The sequence below is a fragment of the Promicromonospora sp. NPDC059942 genome, from assembly GCF_042731755.1.
GTDB lineage: Bacteria > Actinomycetota > Actinomycetes > Actinomycetales > Cellulomonadaceae > Promicromonospora.
The window spans coordinates 49,120-65,917 of sequence record NZ_JBHWLR010000008.1; the positions used below are offsets into that span (position 1 = coordinate 49,120).

The 16,798-nt window shown below is 72.8% G+C and carries 14 protein-coding genes; 3 read left to right on the forward strand and 11 right to left on the reverse strand.

All coding sequences use genetic code 11. The features are described 5' to 3' along the window. Positions 1–17: 17 nt before the first annotated feature. The 5 genes from purQ to ACFV9Q_RS14590 form a co-directional block, all read right to left on the reverse strand. Positions 18–764 carry a phosphoribosylformylglycinamidine synthase subunit PurQ gene (gene purQ / locus ACFV9Q_RS14570; protein ID WP_377231760.1) on the reverse strand — a complete coding sequence of 249 codons (747 nt, stop codon included), beginning with the start codon at positions 762–764 and terminating at the stop codon, positions 18–20. Further along, the gene (gene purS, locus ACFV9Q_RS14575; RefSeq protein ID WP_285101882.1) at positions 764–1,051 is read right to left on the reverse strand and encodes a phosphoribosylformylglycinamidine synthase subunit PurS; all 288 of its coding nucleotides are present in this window, start codon (positions 1,049–1,051) and stop codon (positions 764–766) included. Before purS ends, purQ begins: the two co-directional genes overlap by 1 nt. 115 nt (positions 1,052–1,166) lie before the next feature. After that, positions 1,167–1,925: an alpha/beta hydrolase family protein gene (locus ACFV9Q_RS14580; RefSeq protein ID WP_377234989.1), complete on the reverse strand. Its 759-nt coding sequence runs from the start codon at positions 1,923–1,925 to the stop codon at positions 1,167–1,169. 197 nt (positions 1,926–2,122) lie between these two features. After that, positions 2,123–3,475 (reverse strand): glycoside hydrolase family 6 protein, encoded by a 1,353-nt coding sequence (locus ACFV9Q_RS14585; RefSeq protein WP_377234990.1) that lies wholly within the window; start codon positions 3,473–3,475, stop codon positions 2,123–2,125. Between the two features lie 196 nt (positions 3,476–3,671). Further along, the gene (locus ACFV9Q_RS14590) at positions 3,672–4,763 is read right to left on the reverse strand and encodes a LacI family DNA-binding transcriptional regulator (RefSeq protein ID WP_377234991.1); all 1,092 of its coding nucleotides are present in this window, start codon (positions 4,761–4,763) and stop codon (positions 3,672–3,674) included. Between the two features lie 96 nt (positions 4,764–4,859). Between ACFV9Q_RS14590 and ACFV9Q_RS14595 the strand changes: the two genes are divergently transcribed. Continuing rightward, positions 4,860–7,190 (forward strand): substrate-binding domain-containing protein, encoded by a 2,331-nt coding sequence (locus tag ACFV9Q_RS14595; RefSeq protein ID WP_377234992.1) that lies wholly within the window; start codon positions 4,860–4,862, stop codon positions 7,188–7,190. Between the two features lie 18 nt (positions 7,191–7,208). Here the strand turns inward: ACFV9Q_RS14595 and purD are convergent, their stop codons facing one another. The 3 genes from purD to ACFV9Q_RS14610 form a co-directional block, all read right to left on the reverse strand. Then, complete coding sequence (gene purD / locus ACFV9Q_RS14600; protein ID WP_377234993.1) at positions 7,209–8,498, reverse strand: phosphoribosylamine--glycine ligase; 1,290 nt, start codon at positions 8,496–8,498, stop codon at positions 7,209–7,211. 17 nt (positions 8,499–8,515) lie between these two features. Beyond that, positions 8,516–9,808, reverse strand: coding sequence for an adenylosuccinate synthase (locus ACFV9Q_RS14605; protein ID WP_377234994.1), 1,293 nt, complete (start codon positions 9,806–9,808; stop codon positions 8,516–8,518). Positions 9,809–9,884: 76 nt separating this feature from the next. Beyond that, on the reverse strand, positions 9,885–10,328 hold the full coding sequence (locus tag ACFV9Q_RS14610; RefSeq protein WP_377231943.1) for a DUF3151 domain-containing protein: 444 nt from the start codon (positions 10,326–10,328) through the stop codon (positions 9,885–9,887). Between the two features lie 161 nt (positions 10,329–10,489). Here ACFV9Q_RS14610 and ACFV9Q_RS14615 point away from each other — a divergent pair, with 161 nt between their 5' ends. Then, positions 10,490–10,894 (forward strand): STAS domain-containing protein, encoded by a 405-nt coding sequence (locus ACFV9Q_RS14615; protein ID WP_285101873.1) that lies wholly within the window; start codon positions 10,490–10,492, stop codon positions 10,892–10,894. Positions 10,895–10,988: 94 nt separating this feature from the next. Here ACFV9Q_RS14615 and ACFV9Q_RS14620 read toward each other — a convergent pair whose 3' ends face one another. Continuing rightward, positions 10,989–13,298 carry a SpoIIE family protein phosphatase gene (locus ACFV9Q_RS14620; RefSeq protein ID WP_377235171.1) on the reverse strand — a complete coding sequence of 770 codons (2,310 nt, stop codon included), beginning with the start codon at positions 13,296–13,298 and terminating at the stop codon, positions 10,989–10,991. A 384-nt stretch (positions 13,299–13,682) separates the two neighbouring features. Here ACFV9Q_RS14620 and ACFV9Q_RS14625 point away from each other — a divergent pair, with 384 nt between their 5' ends. After that, entirely contained in the window at positions 13,683–14,162 is a 480-nt protein-coding gene (locus tag ACFV9Q_RS14625) for an STAS domain-containing protein (RefSeq protein ID WP_377234995.1), read from the forward strand. Between the two features lie 98 nt (positions 14,163–14,260). Here the strand turns inward: ACFV9Q_RS14625 and fbaA are convergent, their stop codons facing one another. Both fbaA and ACFV9Q_RS14635 read right to left on the reverse strand, forming a co-directional pair. After that, positions 14,261–15,280 (reverse strand): class II fructose-bisphosphate aldolase, encoded by a 1,020-nt coding sequence (fbaA, locus tag ACFV9Q_RS14630; RefSeq protein WP_377230822.1) that lies wholly within the window; start codon positions 15,278–15,280, stop codon positions 14,261–14,263. A gap of 235 nt (positions 15,281–15,515) precedes the next feature. Next, positions 15,516–16,766 (reverse strand): MFS transporter, encoded by a 1,251-nt coding sequence (locus ACFV9Q_RS14635; RefSeq protein ID WP_377234996.1) that lies wholly within the window; start codon positions 16,764–16,766, stop codon positions 15,516–15,518. Positions 16,767–16,798: the final 32 nt, after the last annotated feature.

Genomic DNA, 16,798 nt, shown 5'->3' on the forward strand with positions numbered 1-16,798 from the left:
CCGGACCTGTCCGGTGGTCACGCGTGGACCAGGGAGGACAGCACCGACGTGAAGAACGTCAGCCCGTCCACACCGGCGCGCGGCCCCTCGGCCGACGCCGGGCCGAAACCTGCCTCGACCGCGTGCTCCGGGTGTGGCATGAGCCCCACCACGTTGCCGCGGTCGTTGGTGATGCCCGCGATGTCGCGGCGCGACCCGTTCGGGTTCCAGCCGTCGTACCGGAAGACGACGCGGCCCTCGCCCTCGAGCTCGTCGAGGGTGCGCTCGTCGGCGACGAACTGGCCGTCCTGGTTCTTCAGCGGGATCGTGATCTGCTGCCCGCGGCGGAACTCGTTGGTCCAGGCGGTGCGCGCGTTCTCGACGATCAGCGACTGCTCCCGGCACACGAAGTGCAGGTGGTCGTTCTTGACCATCGAGCCCGGCAGCAGGTGTGCCTCGGTGAGGACCTGGAAGCCGTTGCAGATGCCGAGCACCGGCATGCCGCCGTTGGCGGCGTCGACCACGGCGGACATCGCCGGCGCGAACCGGCTGATAGCGCCCGCGCGCAGGTAGTCACCGTAGGAGAACCCGCCGGGCAGCACCACGGCGTCGACGTCCTGGAGCGACTCGTCGGCGTGCCAGAGCGAGACCGCCTCGGCGCCGGCCAGGCGCACGGCGCGCACGGCGTCGCGGTCGTCGAGCGTCCCGGGGAACGTGATGACGCCGATCCGGGCGCCGGCGATCCCGGGGGCGGCGACGGCCGCCGTCGGCTCGGTGGCCGACATCAGGCGCTCACCGGGGTGCCGGTCGCCTCACCCGGGACCGCGGCGGCGTCGGAGACCGAGACCACGTCCTCGATCACCGGGTTGGACAGCAGGGTGGCCGCGGCCTCCCGAGCGGCGGCGAGGATCTCAGGCGTGACCTCACCGTCCACCTCGAGCTCGAACCGCTTGCCCTGACGCACACCGGAGAACTGGGTGAAGCCGAGGCGCGGCAGCGCTCCGACGACAGCCTTGCCCTGGGGGTCCAGGATCTCGGGCTTGGGCATGACCTCGACGACGACGCGTCCCACGAAGGCTCCTTGAAGGTGAGGGAATTCCGGGACGAGTCTACTTGCGCGGCGGGGTGCCTCGCCGTCCGTGGACAGTGACCTGCGCCGCGCCGCCCGTCCGGCGGCGTCCTGCGGGTCACGCCGTCAGGTACTGGTCCGCCCAGGCGCTGATGATGCGGGCGGCGCGCTTGGCCTGGCCCGGCGCCGTGAGCAGGTGGTCGGCGCCCTCCAGGGACACGAACGACCGGGGGTGCCGAGCCTCCCGGAAGATCTCCCCCGCGTTCGAGATGTCCACGGTGCTGTCCGTCGGCGAGTGCATCACCAGCAGCGGCGAGCCCAGCTCGCGGATCTTCGAGCGCAGCTCGGCCCGCCGGACGTCCTCGACGAAGTGCCGCTTCAGCGTGAGCGCGCGGCCGCCCACCATCCACTGGGCGTGGCCCTCGTCGAACACCCGGCCCAGGACGGCGTCGTAGTTGTGCTCCGCGTGCCGCGGCTGCACGGGGGCGCCGATCGTCGCGACCGCCTGCACGCCCGGGACGTCGGCGGCGGCAGCGATCACCGCGGCGCCGCCGAAGGAGTGCCCCACCAGGAGGTGCACCGGCATGTCGTGGTCGGCCATGAACTCGGCGGCCCGCACGGTGTCGGCCACCTTGTGCGTGAACGAGCCGTCGCCCCAGTCGCCCTCGGAGTCACCCAGGCCCAGGTTGTCGAAGCGCAGCATCCCGATGCCCTCGGTCGCGAGCTGCTTGCAGATCCGCGCGGCGGCCGGCGAGTCCTTGCCCAGCGTGAACCCGTGGGAGAACACCCCCCAGCCCCGCACCTCGCCGTCCGGCCGGTCGATGATGCCCGCGAGGCGCGGCCCCGTGGTGCTCTCGAACGTGACGCGCTCAGCCACGACCACTCCCCTTCTCGACGAAGCGGCGATGTTAACGCCACCCGAGTTTCGCGGAGATGACGCCGACGCGCAGCGAGACGGGCCGACCAACCCCCTGACTCGGCGCACCGCGTGCGCCGAGTCAGGGGGTTGGTCGGACCACCCGGCTGATTCACGCGTCCGGGGGCGGTGAGTCAGCCGGGTGGGTGCGGCCGGGCCTAGCCGATCGCCGGGTAGGCGTTGGCGACCAGCATCTCGAACTGGGCCTGGAACCAGTGGCCCGACAGCGGGGCGTCCGCGAGGGCGCCCGTCAGCCGGCCGCCCAGCTCGCTGGACTGGTACGTCGGGTCGCACATCCGGTCCAGGCGCTTGCCCTCGTCGTTCGGGATCTCCGTGGACGAGCCGTCCGACTCGCCCGGGGGCTTGACCCAGACGTAGGCGTCGAGGTGCGACTCGGCGTGGCCGGACGGCGCGACCGTCGGCCGCTCACCGATGCCGGCGCCCGACGGGTTGCACCAGGCGCCGCGGTGGTTGCGGCGATCCACCTTGGACTCGTTGACGTAGGTGTTCAGGTCGGCGGAGGTGCTGACCGCCGTCGGACGCGCGGACCCGCCCCAGCCGTTGCGGCCGGTGTCGACAAGCATGCCGATGCTCGTCGGAGCGCCCTGCGCGACCATCAGGTCGTAGAGGTTCGCGGTCCAGTCGATCTCGTCGAAGTCGGGGTTCCACTCGAACCAGCCGGCGGACTTCACCTGGCCGCCGCCGACCTGGAGGTCGGGGTTGGTCAGGTACGTCTCCTCCAGCGGCGTGGTGTTCGCCGTGTTGGTGACGAACCCGGACACGGCGTTCCACCCGTAGGTGCTGCCCTCGATCACGTTGGCGAACTCCTGCGCCGCGCCGCTGGAGTTGTTCGGCCAGCCGAGCCAGCCCGAGTGGGCCGCGTCGATGTAGGAGTACACGTTGCCGACCTCGTACAGCTCGGAGATCGCGTACTGCACGCCCTCGCGGTAGTACGGGGCCGCCGCGACGCAGTCGGCGTCGGACTGGTTGGTCACGAGGTTGGGCAGCGAGTCCGGCTCGATCGTCGCGACGATCCGCAGGTTCTCGTACTCGGGCTGGTTCAGCAGCGCGACGATCGGGTCGATGTACTCGGTCTTGTACCGGGTCATGCCTGCCGCGGTGGCGGGCAGCTCGCCGTTCGATGCGAGGGCATGGCAGTCGCGGCCGGGCAGGTCGTAGATGACCACGTTGAACACCAGGGGCGAGCCGCCGGACTGCGCCACCGCCTGGTCGAGGTGCCACTCGAGGCCGTGCTGCCGCTCGGTGCCCTCGATCGCGGCGATGCGGTCCATCCAGACCGACGTCGGCTCGTCGGCGATGGCGCGCATGTCCGCCGCGAGGGCGGCGTCGCCCACCTCGTCGGCGGCCGTCTCGACCAGCGCCGACCAGTCCGGGTTGACGTACTGCGCGGCCCCGACGAACGGGTTGTCCTCGAGCGCGACGGCGGGAGCGCTCCCGACGGCGACGAGCGCGGGAACCGCGAGCAGGACGCCCGCTGCCGCTGCCGCCACGGTGCGGGACCTGCGTGGGGACGTGCCGCGTGTGCGGCGAGGTGCTGATGACACGGTGACCTCCGTTGGCCGGACCGAGCGCGCGCCGCGCCGGCCCCTGGGCCGGACGACGGTCCGCGCACCACGGCGGCTCGTTCCGCCGCGGCATGGCGCAACTTTGCCTACCGTTTGGCTGCGGCAGAACCGTCTTAAACGATTAGCCGCCGGGCGGCGGCGCCGTCGAACCGCGCACCACGAGCCGCCCCACCGCCACGGTGCCCGACGGCGGCTCCGCGCCCGGGGCCCGGTCCGCACCCGGCCCGGACCCGACGGCGCGCCGGCCCGGACCGGTGCCGAGCGCGGTGCGCAGCGCCCGGCCGGTGGCCCGGCCGAGCTCCTCCACGGGGTACGGCACGGCGGTGAGCGACGGCGTCGTCAGGTAGCACGCCGGCGAGTCGGTCCCGGCGACCACCGACAGGTCCCACGGCACGCCGAGGCCCAGCCGCCGGGCGACGTCGAGCACGAGCCCGGCGGTGGCGTCGTCGTCGGTCACCACCGCCGTGGGGCGGTCCGCGGCGGCGAGCAGCGGGCGCAGCGCCGCCGCCGCGCGCTCGGGCCCGTCGCCCGCGACGGTGCGCAGGTCGAGGCCGCGCCGCGCCAGCGCCGCCTCCAGGGCGGCGGCCCGGCGCGCGGGCGAGACGAGGCGCTCGGACCCCGCCACCATCGCGACCCGCCGGTGCCCCAGCTCGGCCAGGAAGCCGCCCACCTGCTCGAACGCGTCGCCGTCGTCGAGCACCACGTGCTGCCAGGTGGCGGGCGCGGCGTCCGGCGCGGTGCCCACCACGACGGCCGGCGCGGGCAGGGAGCGCAGGGCGGCGAGGCGCTCGTCGTCCGCCCGGACGCCCGTGACCACGAACGCGGCGTAGCGCCGCTCGGTCCACCAGCGGTCCATGAGCTGCGCGGCCTCGGCCGTGGAGCCGGCCACGTGCACGGCGAGCGTGAGGGTGTCCGGGCCAAGGGTCTGGAGCGCGCCGGTCACGAGGTCGAGCGGGAACGCGGCCCGCGTGCCGAACGGCTGGTCGTGCACCACGACCAGCGCCGCGGCGGCCGGGCCGCTGCGCAGCGAACGGGCGGCCGTGGCGGGCCGCCAGCCGAGCTCGTCCGCCGCGCGGAGCACGCGCTCCCGGGTCGCGGCGGAGACCCCGCGGCGCCCGTTGAGCGTGTACGACACGACGGCTGTCGAGACGCCGGCGGCCCGGGCGACGTCGACGATGGTCGGCCGTCGCGCAGGGGTCGAGTAATCGGACACTTCAGGATGGTTCGGTCGCGACGTTGGGACCATAACCACGTAGCATGCACCCTTGGGTGAATTTTGCACAGCGTCAACGAAGACGGGTGTATAAGCATGCTTAACGGAAAGCGCAGGTATGTGATCGGGGTGCTGTCCCCGGTCGTCGGTGGTTACTACTTCGGACGGCTGCTCGCCGGGATCGCGCGCACCGTCCGCCCGGAGGGGCACCGCGTGGTCGCGGTGCAGACCTATCCGGCGGACCTGGAGCGCGAGCAGTTCCCGGACCGCCCGCCCGGCACCGCGGCCGTGAGCCTCGGCCAGCTCGACGGCGTCATCGTCATCACGTCGGCCGTCAACGAGGCGACGCTGCTGCGGATCGAGGCGGACGGCACGCCGGTGGTGCTGGTCAGCGAGCGCACCACCAGCATCGACGCCCCGGTGGTGACGCCCGACAACGAGGGCGGCACGCGGGCCGCGGTGGAGCACCTCATCGCGCACGGGCACCGGGAGATCGGGTTCCTCGGCAGCCTGCGCCAGGCCGACATCGTCGAACGGCATGCCGCGTACGTCGCGACGCTCGCCGCCCACGGCATCACGCCCCGGCCCGAGTGGCTCTACCGCACGGCCGACAACCAGGAGGCGAGCGCGGCGACCGTGGCGCAGGCCGTCGTGGGCGGTCCGGGCCTGCCGACGACGGCGACCGTCGCCGCCACCGACCGCAACGCGATCGGGTTCTCCCGCGTGCTGCGGGCCCAGGGGCTGTCCCTGCCCGGTGACCAGGCGATCGTCGGCTTCGACCACTCCGAGGCGGGCGCCCGCGTGCGACCGCGGCTCGCGTCCGTGGACCCGCACCACGACCAGGTGGGCGAGCTGGCCGTCTCCCTGCTCCTCGCCCGGATCCGGGGCGAGCGCGTGGCGGGCCAGCACCTGTCGCGCTCCACGCTGGTGACCCGCGAGTCCTGCGGCTGCGTCGACGCGCGGGCGGGCGCACTCCTCGAGGGCCTGCCCGCACAGGAGGGCTCGACGGCGTGGCGCCGCTTCGGCGAGGTGGCGCGGGCGACGTTCGACGGCGCCGAGGCGCGCCTCGGGCCGGGTGCCGACCTGGACTCGTGGATGCGCGGCGTGCAGCGACTCTTCCGGGGCGCGGCGGCGCTGGGCCAGCCGCCCACGCAGGCGACGCTCACGAGCCTCGCCGAGAGCACGCGCGTGCTGCGCCCCCACCCCGAGGCGCTGGAGCAGCTCATCCCGGCGCTGCGGTCGGTGGAGGAGGAGTTCCGGGAGGAGGTGCGCACCGGCCAGGGGACGGCCGGCCCCGGCGGGGAGCAGGCGCCGTCGGCCAAGGGCGGGGCCGGGGGCGGGACCGGGGCCGGGGCCGCCCCCGCGGGCGCGCCCCGCGCCCCGAGCCGGGCCGCCCGTGCCCGCGCCGTCACGCGGACCGCGACCGACGTGCTGGTCGCTCTCAGCGCCGGGTGCACCCAGACCCTCCTGGCCCGGTCGGGACAGCTCGAACGGACGATCACCGACCAGTACGAGCTCGACCTCGACCTGCTGCACGCCGACGGGCGCGCGATCCGGGCGCTGACCTGGCTCCCGCGGGGGCACCGCAGCCCGGCCACGCTCGCCCTGTGGACGGACACCGAGGGTGCGCCCGGGTCAGCCGGGTCGGCCGGCGCGGCGTCCGGACCGCCGTCCGGCCCGGTGGACGCGGCGCGGACCCTGGAGATCGTGGGCACCACCGCCACGTCCCGCCAGGCGACGGCGCTGGTGGGCAGGCGCATGCCGGTGGGCACGTTCCCGCCGCCCGCGCTCTCGGGCGATGGGGTCGTGTTCGTGGTCCCGGTGACGTTCGGGCAGAGCGACTGGGGCATGCTGGCGATCGGCGGGGGCGTGGACACGCGCGCCACGAGCTCGCGCGACAAGTACGACCACTGGGCGGCCATGGTCGCCGTCGCGCTGGACCGGGAGGACCGGCTGACGTCGCTCCAGCGGCAGCGGGCCGCGCTCGCGGAGGCCGCGGACCGGGAGCGGGCGCTCGTGCTGGACCTGCGCACCGAGGTCGAGCGCAACGCGCTGGTCCAGGACGTCGCCCTGGAGGGCACCTGGGACTGGGACATCGCGACCGGGCAGGTCTTCTACTCGCGCACCTGGCGCGCCCTGGTCGGCCTGCCCGACGACGCCGCGTGCACCGGCATCGAGGAGTGGACCGGGCGGGTGCACCCCGAGGACGTCCGCACCGTGCAGATCGCGATCGCCCGGCAGCTCGCGGGCGCGGCGGAGCCGCTCGACCTGGAGCACCGCCTGCTCGCCGCGGACGGCCGCGAGATGTGGGTGCGCTGCCGCGCCACCACCGTGACCGACGACGCCGGCGTGCGCGCCCGGATGATCGGCGTGCTGATCGACGTCACCGGCATGCCGGCGCGGGAACGGCGGGGCGTGGCGCGGTGAGGTGCGGCAGGCGCCGTCCTACGGGACGGTGACCTCGCCGCGCTCCGCCTTCAGCGCGATGTCCGTGCGGTGGTGCGAGCCCTTGAGCTCGATCCGCGCCACGCCCTCGTAGGCCCGACGGCGGGCGTCCGCCAGGTCGGTGCCGAGCGCCACGACGGACAGCACGCGGCCGCCCGCGCTGACCAGCTCGCCGGTCTCGGAGAGCCCGGTGCCGGCGTGCAGCACGTGCACCCCGGGGAGCGCCTCCGCGTCCTCGATGCCGGTGATCGGGTCGCCCGACCGGGCCGACGCCGGGTAGCCCTCGGAGGCGACGACCACGGTGACGGACGCCTCGGGGCGCCAGCGCAGGGGCTCCAGGTCGGCGAGCCCGCCGCGGGCCGAGGCGAGCAGCACCTCGGAGAGCGGCGTCGCGAGCCGGGCCAGCACGGACTGGGTCTCCGGGTCGCCGAAGCGAGCGTTGAACTCCACCACGCGGGTGCCGCGGCTGGTGAGCGCGAGCCCCACGTAGAGCACGCCGGAGAACGGCGTGCCGCGGCGGGCCATCTCGTCGACGGTGGGCTGGGCCACGCGGCTCAGCACCTCGTCCACGAGGCCGGACGGCGCCCAGTCGAGCGGGGTGTACGCGCCCATGCCGCCCGTGTTGGGGCCCTCGTCGTCGTTCCCGACGCGCTTGAAGTCCTGCGCGGGGACCAGGGGGACCACCGTGGTGCCGTCGCACACGCAGAACAGGGAGACCTCGGGGCCGTCGAGGTACTCCTCGACGACCACCCGGCCGTTCTCGTGGGACAGGCAGGCCGCGCCGTGGGCGAGCGCCGCGGCGCGGTCGTCCGTGACGACCACGCCCTTGCCGGCCGCGAGGCCGTCGTCCTTCACCACGTACGGGGCGCCGAAGGCGTCGAGCGCGGCCTCCAGCTCGGCGACGTCGGTGCACACGTGCGCCATCGCGGTCGGCACGCCGGCGGCGGCCATGACCTCCTTGGCGAACGACTTGGAGCCCTCCAGCCGGGCAGCCTCGCCGGACGGGCCGAAGACCAGGATGCCGGCCGCGCGGACGGCGTCCGCGACACCCGCCACGAGCGGCGCCTCCGGGCCGACGACGACCAGCTCCGCGCCGAGCCGCTCGGCGAGGGCCGCCACGGCGGCCCCGTCGAGCGGGTCGACCTCGTGCAGCGTGGCCGCCCCGGCGATGCCCGGGTTGCCCGGCGCGGCGTGCAGCTCGTGGGAGGCGGTGCCGGAGACGTTCTCCCGGTCGAGCGAGTGGACGATGGCGTGCTCGCGGGCACCTGTCCCGATGACGAGGATCTTCACGGTGGCAGAGGTCCTTCTCAGCGCTGGTGGATGAGGTCGTGGACGGGGATGATCTCGTCGCGCTTGGGCCCCACGCCGATGGCGGAGATCCGGGTGCCCGACATCTCTTCGAGCGCCTTCACGTAGGCCTGGGCGTTCTTCGGCAGGTCGTCGAAGGACCGCGCGCGGGAGATGTCCTCCCACCACCCGTCGAGCTCCTCGTAGATCGGCTTCGCGTGGTGGAACGCCGTCTGGTCGGTGGGCATCTCGTCGTGGCGGACGCCGTCGACGTCGTAGGCCACGCAGACCGGGACCTTCTCCATGCCGGTGAGCACGTCGAGCTTGGTGAGCACGATGTCGGTGAGGCCGTTGATCCGGGTCGCGTAGCGCGCGATCACGGCGTCGTACCAGCCGGTGCGCCGGGCGCGGCCCGTGGTGACGCCGTACTCGCCGCCGGTCTTGCGGAGGAACTCGCCCTTGTCGTCGAACAGCTCCGTGGGGAACGGCCCCTCGCCCACGCGCGTCGTGTACGCCTTGATGACGCCGATCACGGAGTCGATCCGGGTGGGCCCGACGCCGGACCCGGTGACCGCGCCGCCCGCCGTCGCGCTGGACGACGTGACGAACGGGTAGGTGCCGTGGTCGATGTCGAGCATCGTGGCCTGGCCGGCCTCGAACAGCACGTTCTTGCCCACGTCGAGCGCCTTGTTCAGCTCGACGGCGGTGTCCGTGACCATGGGCCGCAGGCGGTCGGCGTGCTGGAGCAGCTCGTCGAGCGTCTCGTCGACCGTGATGGCGCGCCGGTTGTAGACCTTCACCAGCAGGTGGTTCTTCTGGTCCAGCGAGCCCTCGATCTTGGCGCGCAGGATCTTCTCGTCGAACAGGTCCCACATGCGGATGCCGACGCGGTTGATCTTGTCGGCGTACGACGGGCCGATGCCACGGCCCGTGGTGCCGATCCGGCGCTTGCCGAGGAACCGCTCCGTCACCTTGTCGATGGTGCGGTGGTACGGGGCGATGATGTGGGCGCTGCCCGAGACGAGCAGGCGGGACACGTCCACGCCGCGCGCGATCAGCGCGTCCAGCTCCTCGAACAGGACCTCGATGTCGACCACCACGCCGTTGGCGATGACCGGCACGACGCCGGGCGACAGGATGCCCGACGGCAGCAGGTGCAGGGCGTACTTCTCGTCGTCGATGACGACCGTGTGCCCCGCGTTGTTACCACCGTTGAACTTGACCACGTAGTCGACGCGGGAGCCCAGGAGGTCCGTCGCCTTTCCCTTGCCCTCATCGCCCCACTGGGCCCCGACGAGCACGACGCCTGGCATGGATCTCCACCTTCTCGAATTCCTAGGGTTGCCCCGCAGAGTGCGCTCCGTTGGCGCCCGCGGGCCGCGCCCGAGTCTACTTCGTGGTGGGCACCAGGGCGCGAACCTCGTCCACGGACGTGCCGGAGTCGCCCAGGAACGTGGCGCAGCGCTCGGCCTCGGCCTCCTCGCCGATGCGGTGCGCGGCCTCCGAGAGGGCCAGCAGCGCGCGGAGGAAACCCTGGTTGGGCACGTGGCCGGCCGGGATCGGGCCCTGCCCGCGCCAGCCCGACCGGCGCAGCGCGTCGAGCCCGCGGTGGTAGCCGGTGCGCGCGTAGGCGTACGCCTCCACGTCGCCCGCGGCAGTGCCCGCCGTCAGCGCGCGCTCGGCGAGGACTGCCCACACGAGGGACGACGCCGGGGCCTGGGCCGCCACCGCGACCGGGTCGCCGCCGTCGGCCAGCTGCTCGCGCGCGGTCGGGTGGTCGTCGGACAGCAGCGTGGGGGCAGGGCCCTGGAGCAGGTTCTCGTGGGAGCTCATGCTCGAATTGTCACACCCCGACGACACCTCGGGCGGACCTGGCGCGCACTTGGGACAACACGGGACAAAGAGGTCGCACAGGATTGCCCTTGATGCCAACCACAACGGTGAATTTTGCCTTTCATCCGGTGCGATCGAGCAACAGTCGTTACGCTCGACACATGATCGAGATCGCGACGTCTCCCACGACGACGACGCTCGTGATCGCCGGCGACCTTGACCTCGCCGAACGAGACCAGTTCCCGGAGATCGCAGCGCGCGTGGTCGGCCTGCGCCGGCAGCTGCTCGTCATCGACATGTGCCGGGTGACCTTCATGGACTCCACCGGGGCCGCGTTCCTGATCTCGCTGGCCGACGCCGGGCGCAAGCGCGGCGGCGCCACCGTGATCCGCGGGGCCGACGAGCGGGACCTGTTCGTGCTCGAGGTGTGCGGGGCCATGGAGCTCTTCCGCGTGGACGACGAGCACTCGTGCGAGCCGGCCGCCCCCGACTCGGGGTTCGCGGTGATGACGTCGCGGGACGACGACACGTCGCCGTTGTCCCACCGCGACGCGTCCACTGCGTAAAACGTTTCCCAAACGTCTCGCGGACGCGGCGCACGGTGCCCGAAGGTCTCGGGAGACCCTGGCGGGGTGACCAGGGGTCCACCCCGCCGGTCCGCTACTTCGGCGGTGTCGGCTGACGGCGCAGCTTGGCCCAGACCAGCTTGCCCGAGCCCGACGGCCGCCAGCCCCACTCGGCCAGCCGGTCCACGATCTGCATGCCGAACCCGCCCAGGCGGTTCGGGTGCCCGTCGGTCGCGACCGGCGGCGCCGGGTTGTTGTCCTCGACCTCGATGCGCAGCCCGTCGCCCGTGTCGTACAGGCGCAGCGCGATGTGCCCCCAGCCGTGCAGCACGCCGTTCGCCACCAGCTCGGAGACCACCAGCTCGGCCTGCGCCGACTCCTCGATGCCCCACGCCTGGCAGGTGCGCAGCACGGCGTGCCGGGCCCGGCCGATCGAGGACGGCTCGCTCGGCAGCATCCAGCGCCGCCAGCGCGGCGACAGGGCCGTCTCCGCGGCGTCGCCCGCCGGGTCGGGGATCCGGACGACGACGATGGCCACGTCGTCCTCGGGCGCGTCCGCCAGGCGTGAGAGCAGCTCCTCGCCCACGCCCGCCGCGTCGCGGGCCGTGATCGCCGACGCGGTCTCCAGCAGGGCCTCCAGGCCCAGCCGCAGGGACCGGTCGCGGCGTTCGATGAGGCCGTCCGTGTAGAAGAGGAGCGTGTCGCCGGGGTGCAGCTTGGCCTCGCCCGTGGTCCGTTCCCGGGAGCCGAAGCCGACGAGCGCGCCGCCGCCGTCGTCCAGCTTGATCACCTCGCCGGCGCGCAGCAGGAGCGGCGGCAGGTGGCCCGCGCGCGAGTAGCCGATCGTCCAGGTGTCCGGCTCCTCCTCGCGCTGCAGGGAGGCGTACACCATGCTCGCCGAGCGCGGGATGCCCATGCCGGCGACGAGCTGGTCCACGCGTTCGAGCACCCGGCTCGGCGTGGACAGCTCGAACGCGTAGGAGCGCACCACCGAGCGCAGCTGGCCCATGGTCGCGGCGGCCTCGACGTCGTGCCCGACGACGTCGCCGATCACCAGCCCGACCAGCTCCGGCGAGATCTGCAGCACGTCGTACCAGTCGCCGCCCACCTGGGCGTGCTCGGCGTTCGGGGCGTAGTAGGTCCACACGTCGAGACCCGCGACGTCGGCCTGCTCGGGGAGCATGGCGCGCTGCAGGGTCTCGGCGAGGCGGTGCTCGCGGGCGTACATCCGCGCGTTGTCGATGGCGCTGCCCGCGCGGCGCGCCACGACCTCGATCACGGTGCGCAGCGTGTCGGGCTCGTCGGCCTCGACGTAGTCGCCCGGCTCGTCCTCGTCCGGCACGATCACCACGAGGCCGAGCACGTCCCGCCGCCCGGCGACGGGGTGCACCACCACGGAGTCCGGCGCCTTGCCCAGCTCGTCGGCGAGCCGGAGCGTCAGGTCGCGCTGCAGCCAGCCCGACGCCGAGTGCGGCGCGTGCGGGATGTCGAGGTGCAGCGTGACGGGGCCGTCCAGCACGCCGTCGAGCACGTCCTGGACCGAGTCCACGACCTCGAGGATCGGCATGGGGCCCGTCGTCACGGAGTCGCCGAGGGCGTCGGTCTGCGGACGGCGGCGCTGCGTCTTGTCCGCGATGTTGTCGCCCTCGATGTACCGCGCGTGCCGGCGGCCCCGGCCGCTCGGCGGCGCGGCGACGTCGACGCCGGCGGCGTGCTTGAGGCCGTCGTCGTTCACGTAGAAGCCCGCCCAGCGCACCATCGACTGGAGCAGCTCCGCGATGTCGCGCAGGGCGTACGGGTACTCGAGGTCCGTCAGGATCTCGGTGGTCTGCGCGATGAGGTCGAGGTCCTCGCGCTGCTGCCGCTCGATCTCCAGGCTGGCGAGCTGGGCGGCGTGCCGCTCCATGTGCTCGGAGACGTCCACGCTGAACCCGACCCAGTGGGTGATGCGGTCGTCGTGGCCGGCCCGGGCCGGGGTGAGCGTGAGCTGCGCCCAGCCGGTCGTGCCGCCCCGCAGGTGCGACCGCACCGTCGCGTGCACCTCCTGGCCCGCGTTCACCAGCTCGGTCATCCGCTCCAGGTCCTGCGGCTCGACGAGCATCTCGCCGAGCCTGCGCACGGTGTACCCGGCGAAGTCGCTGAAGCGCACGCCCGCGTAGCGCTCGAACGCCTGGTTGGCCCAGAGCATGGGCATGCCGTCCTCGGTGGGACCCGTCAGGAAGACCGGGAGGCCGACGGACACCGCGGCGCGCAGCACCACGTCGCCGACCGACGGCGGAAGGGTGCGCGGGATGCCCGTCCCCGAGAGCCGCGAGCGGGGGTCCGCGCCCGACACCCGGTGGCTGCCGCCCGACGGCGTGCCCGACGGGATGCTCGGCGGCACGCTGGCGGCCGGCGGCGGCACCGCACGGCCGTTGGCGTGCCCGCTCCCGTTCCGGTTCGCCGAGTCGTCCGACGAGGCGTTCACGGGTGCGCCGGATCGTGCGTTCGATGATGCGTTCGGGGTTGCGTTCGGCGTGTCGCCGGAAGTTCCGCCGATGATGCCGTTCGACATTCCGTCCTGGGTCGGACCGAGGCCGAAATTGGAAAGGCCGGGGTGCCGGGGCGCCGGAGAGGACGGTGTCGGACCGGATGAATCGGTCAAAATGCCCTCCCTACGGTATCTAATGCTCGAGGTGCTGTTCCAGCAGGACATTCAACCGTAGATTGGGACAGTCCGAGATCTGAACCTCAACCTCTATCATCGGACCGATACAGCGTCACGACCACTGCTCCCGGAAGGAGAACCGTGCAGGACGGAACCTATGACCCGCCGCGCGGTCCGCAGGGCGGGAGCCCCCAGGACCCCGGACATCAGACCCCCGAGATCGGCGATCCTGCGAGCATCCACGTCATCGTGGGCCGCTCGCGCGCACGGATCGTCCTCTCCGGGGAGATCGACGCCGACATCGGCGGCGACCTGCACGAGGCGACGGCCGCGGCCGAGGAGTCTCGTCTTCCCGTCGAGATCGACGCCCACCACGTGACCTTCATGGACTCGTCCGGCGTCGCGTTCCTCGCCCGGCTCGCGAGCCGCAGCCCGCACCGCGTGCGTGTGCTGCGGGCGCCCCCGACGGTGCGCTTCCTGCTGGAGGTCACCCGGATCGGCGACCTCCTCGACATCGTGGACGAGGACCCGGGCTTCGAGCTCGACGACGACGGTCCGTCGGGCCCGCCCTCGGGTACCACCCCGGCCCCGGCGAACGTGGGCGGCCCGCCGACTTCCTGAGGAGCGTCGGTCAAGCGGCGTGATCGGTAAAAGGTCGGGTGATCGGCAGCGCGGGCTGCCGATCACCTGACCTTTTGCCGATCACATGAGCGGGGTGCTCACATCTTGTGGCCGGCCGAGCGCAGCTGCTGGCAGGCCTCGACGATGCGGGCGGCCATGCCGGCCTCCGCCGTCTTGCCCCAGGCGCGCGGGTCGTAGGCCTTCTTGTTGCCGACCTCGCCGTCCACCTTGAGCACGCCGTCGTAGTTCTTGAAGAAGTGGTCGGCCACCGGACGCGAGAACGCGTACTGGGTGTCGGTGTCGATGTTCATCTTGATGACGCCGTTGTCGACGGCGGCGGCGATCTCCTCCGCCGTCGAGCCCGAACCACCGTGGAACACCAGGTCGAACGGCATCTCCTTGCCGATCTCGGCGCCGACGGCCTTCTGGATGTCGAGCAGGATCTCCGGGCGGAGCTTCACGGCGCCCGGCTTGTACACGCCGTGCACGTTGCCGAAGGTGAGCGCCGTCAGGTAGCGGCCCTTCTCGCCGGCGCCGAGGGCCTTGATCGTGGCCAGGCCGTCCTCGGGGGTCGTGTACAGCTTGTCGTTGATCTCGGCGGTGTGGCCGTCCTCCTCGCCACCCACGACGCCGATCTCGATCTCGAGGATCGTGCGCGCGGCCTGCGACAGCTCGAGCAGCTCGGCGGCGATCACGAGGTTCTCCTCGATCGGCACGGTGGAGCCGTCGAACATGTGCGACTGGAACGTCGGGAGGCCGCCGTTCTTGACCTGCTCCGCCTCGATGGCCAGCAGCGGCTTGACCCAGGAGTCGAGCTTGTCGGCCGTGCAGTGGTCCGTGTGGATGGCGATGTTGACGCCGTAGCCCTTGGCGACCTCGGTGGCGTATGCCGCCAGCGCGAGGGAACCCGAGACCCGGTCCTTCACCGTCGAGCCCGACGCGTACTCGGCGCCGCCCACGGAAACCTGGATGATGCCGTCCGACTCCGCCTCGGCAAAGCCCTGAAGTGCGGCAGTAACGGTCTGCGACGAGGTGATGTTGACCGCGGGGTAGGCGAACTTGCCGGCCTTCGCCCGGTCGATCATCTCGGCGTAGACCTCAGGGGTTGCGATGGGCATCTGCGAAACTCCAAACGAATGATGAGGTGGGCGGTCGCAAGCGTGTCCAAGGCCGCCCGGGGATGCACCATCGATCTTGCCATGATCCACAGGCAGTCGTGTGCGGTCGTTCGACAGTCGAACGGCCGAAACACTGTGGTTCTCGACTTTTGGAGGAGTCCGGACGGGCTGCGTGCGGGCCCCGGTCGAGCTCCGATCGAGCTCCGGTCGGGCTCCGGTCAGGCTCCGCGCGAGGTCAGGTCGCCGGGTCGTCGACCGGCCCGTCCTCGGGGTTGCGGCTGCGGATCGGGGTGAAGAAGGCGACGCCGACCACACCGAGGTAGACGACCGCGACGGCGAGCAGCGGGCCCGAGGCGCCGAACCGGTCCGCCGCGGCCGTGAGCGCGGCGGCGCCCAGTGGCGCGAGGCTGTGGTGGATGGTCCAGAACGCGGCGGTGACACGCCCGAGCAGCGCGTCCGGCGTGATCATCTGCCGCAGGGACATCGAGGAGACGGCCGCGAGCATCAGCCCGAACCAGAACCCGAGCACGGCGGTGCCGATGACCAGCACGTCCTGGCTCAGCGCGAGGACGGCCGCCGCCACACCGCACAGCGTCATGGCGGCGAGCCAGAGGGTGCCGAAACCGAGCGTGCGGCGCAGCCACGCGGACAGGACCGCCGCGACGCACGTCCCCACACCGGCCGCGGCCATGACGTACCCGACCACGTTCTCGCCCTGCCCCAGGCCGTACCGCACCTGGTAGATGATCACGTCGGTCATGCCGAGGGTGAAGAAGGTGGTGATCGTCAGGAAGACGGTCAGCGCCCGGAGCACCGGATGTCCCCACAGGAACCGGGCTCCCGTCACGAACCCGGTCCGCAGGTCGCGGCCGAGGCCCGGCCGGTCCGCCGGCGTGGCGGTGGGCGCCACCCGCGAGAGGCGGACGGCGAGGAGCCCGAGCGCCGAGATGCCGAAGGTCGCCGCGTCGATGGCGATGGCCGCCGTGACCCCGTACGCCGCCGCGACCAGCCCGGCGAGCGCCGGCCCGCCGATGCTGGCCAGCGAGGCCGTGGCCTGGAGCCTGCTGTTGGCCTCGGCGACCCGGTCCCGGCCCACGATGTTCGGCACGGCCGTGATGTACGTGATCTGGAAGAGCTGCCCGAACACGGACGCCACGGCCGCGACGACGAAGAGCAGCCACACCTGCGGCTCGATCGCCCAGCACACGGGCACGGCCGCGAACAGGAGCAGGCGCGCCACGTCGCACGCGATGAGGAGCCGACGGCGGTCGAACCGGTCGACGATCGCCCCGCCCACGAGCCCCATCAGGAGCGACCCGGCCGCCATGACGGCGGTCAGCAGGCCCATCTGCACCAGCGAGCCGGTCGCCTCCAGCATCAGCAGCGGGAACGCGATCACCGAGAACGAGTCCCCCAGCACCGAGAACGTCTGGGTACCCCAGAAGACGAGGAAGTTCCGGTCGCGCGTGAGGGTTCGCCGGTTCACCCGACGATCCTGTCCGAGCCACGAGCCCCGGG

What these genes read in the sequence shown, in the direction of transcription:
- fbaA (WP_377230822.1), bottom strand. Translation starts at nt 15,280, where the DNA reads ATGCCCATCGCAACCCCTGAGGTCTACGCCGAGATGATCGACCGGGCG.
- ACFV9Q_RS14610 (WP_377231943.1), bottom strand. Translation starts at nt 10,328, where the DNA reads ATGAGCTCCCACGAGAACCTGCTCCAGGGCCCTGCCCCCACGCTGCTG.
- ACFV9Q_RS14615 (WP_285101873.1), top strand. Translation starts at nt 10,490, where the DNA reads ATGATCGAGATCGCGACGTCTCCCACGACGACGACGCTCGTGATCGCC.
- purQ (WP_377231760.1), bottom strand. Translation starts at nt 764, where the DNA reads ATGTCGGCCACCGAGCCGACGGCGGCCGTCGCCGCCCCCGGGATCGCC.
- ACFV9Q_RS14595 (WP_377234992.1), top strand. Translation starts at nt 4,860, where the DNA reads ATGCTTAACGGAAAGCGCAGGTATGTGATCGGGGTGCTGTCCCCGGTC.
- ACFV9Q_RS14605 (WP_377234994.1), bottom strand. Translation starts at nt 9,808, where the DNA reads ATGCCAGGCGTCGTGCTCGTCGGGGCCCAGTGGGGCGATGAGGGCAAG.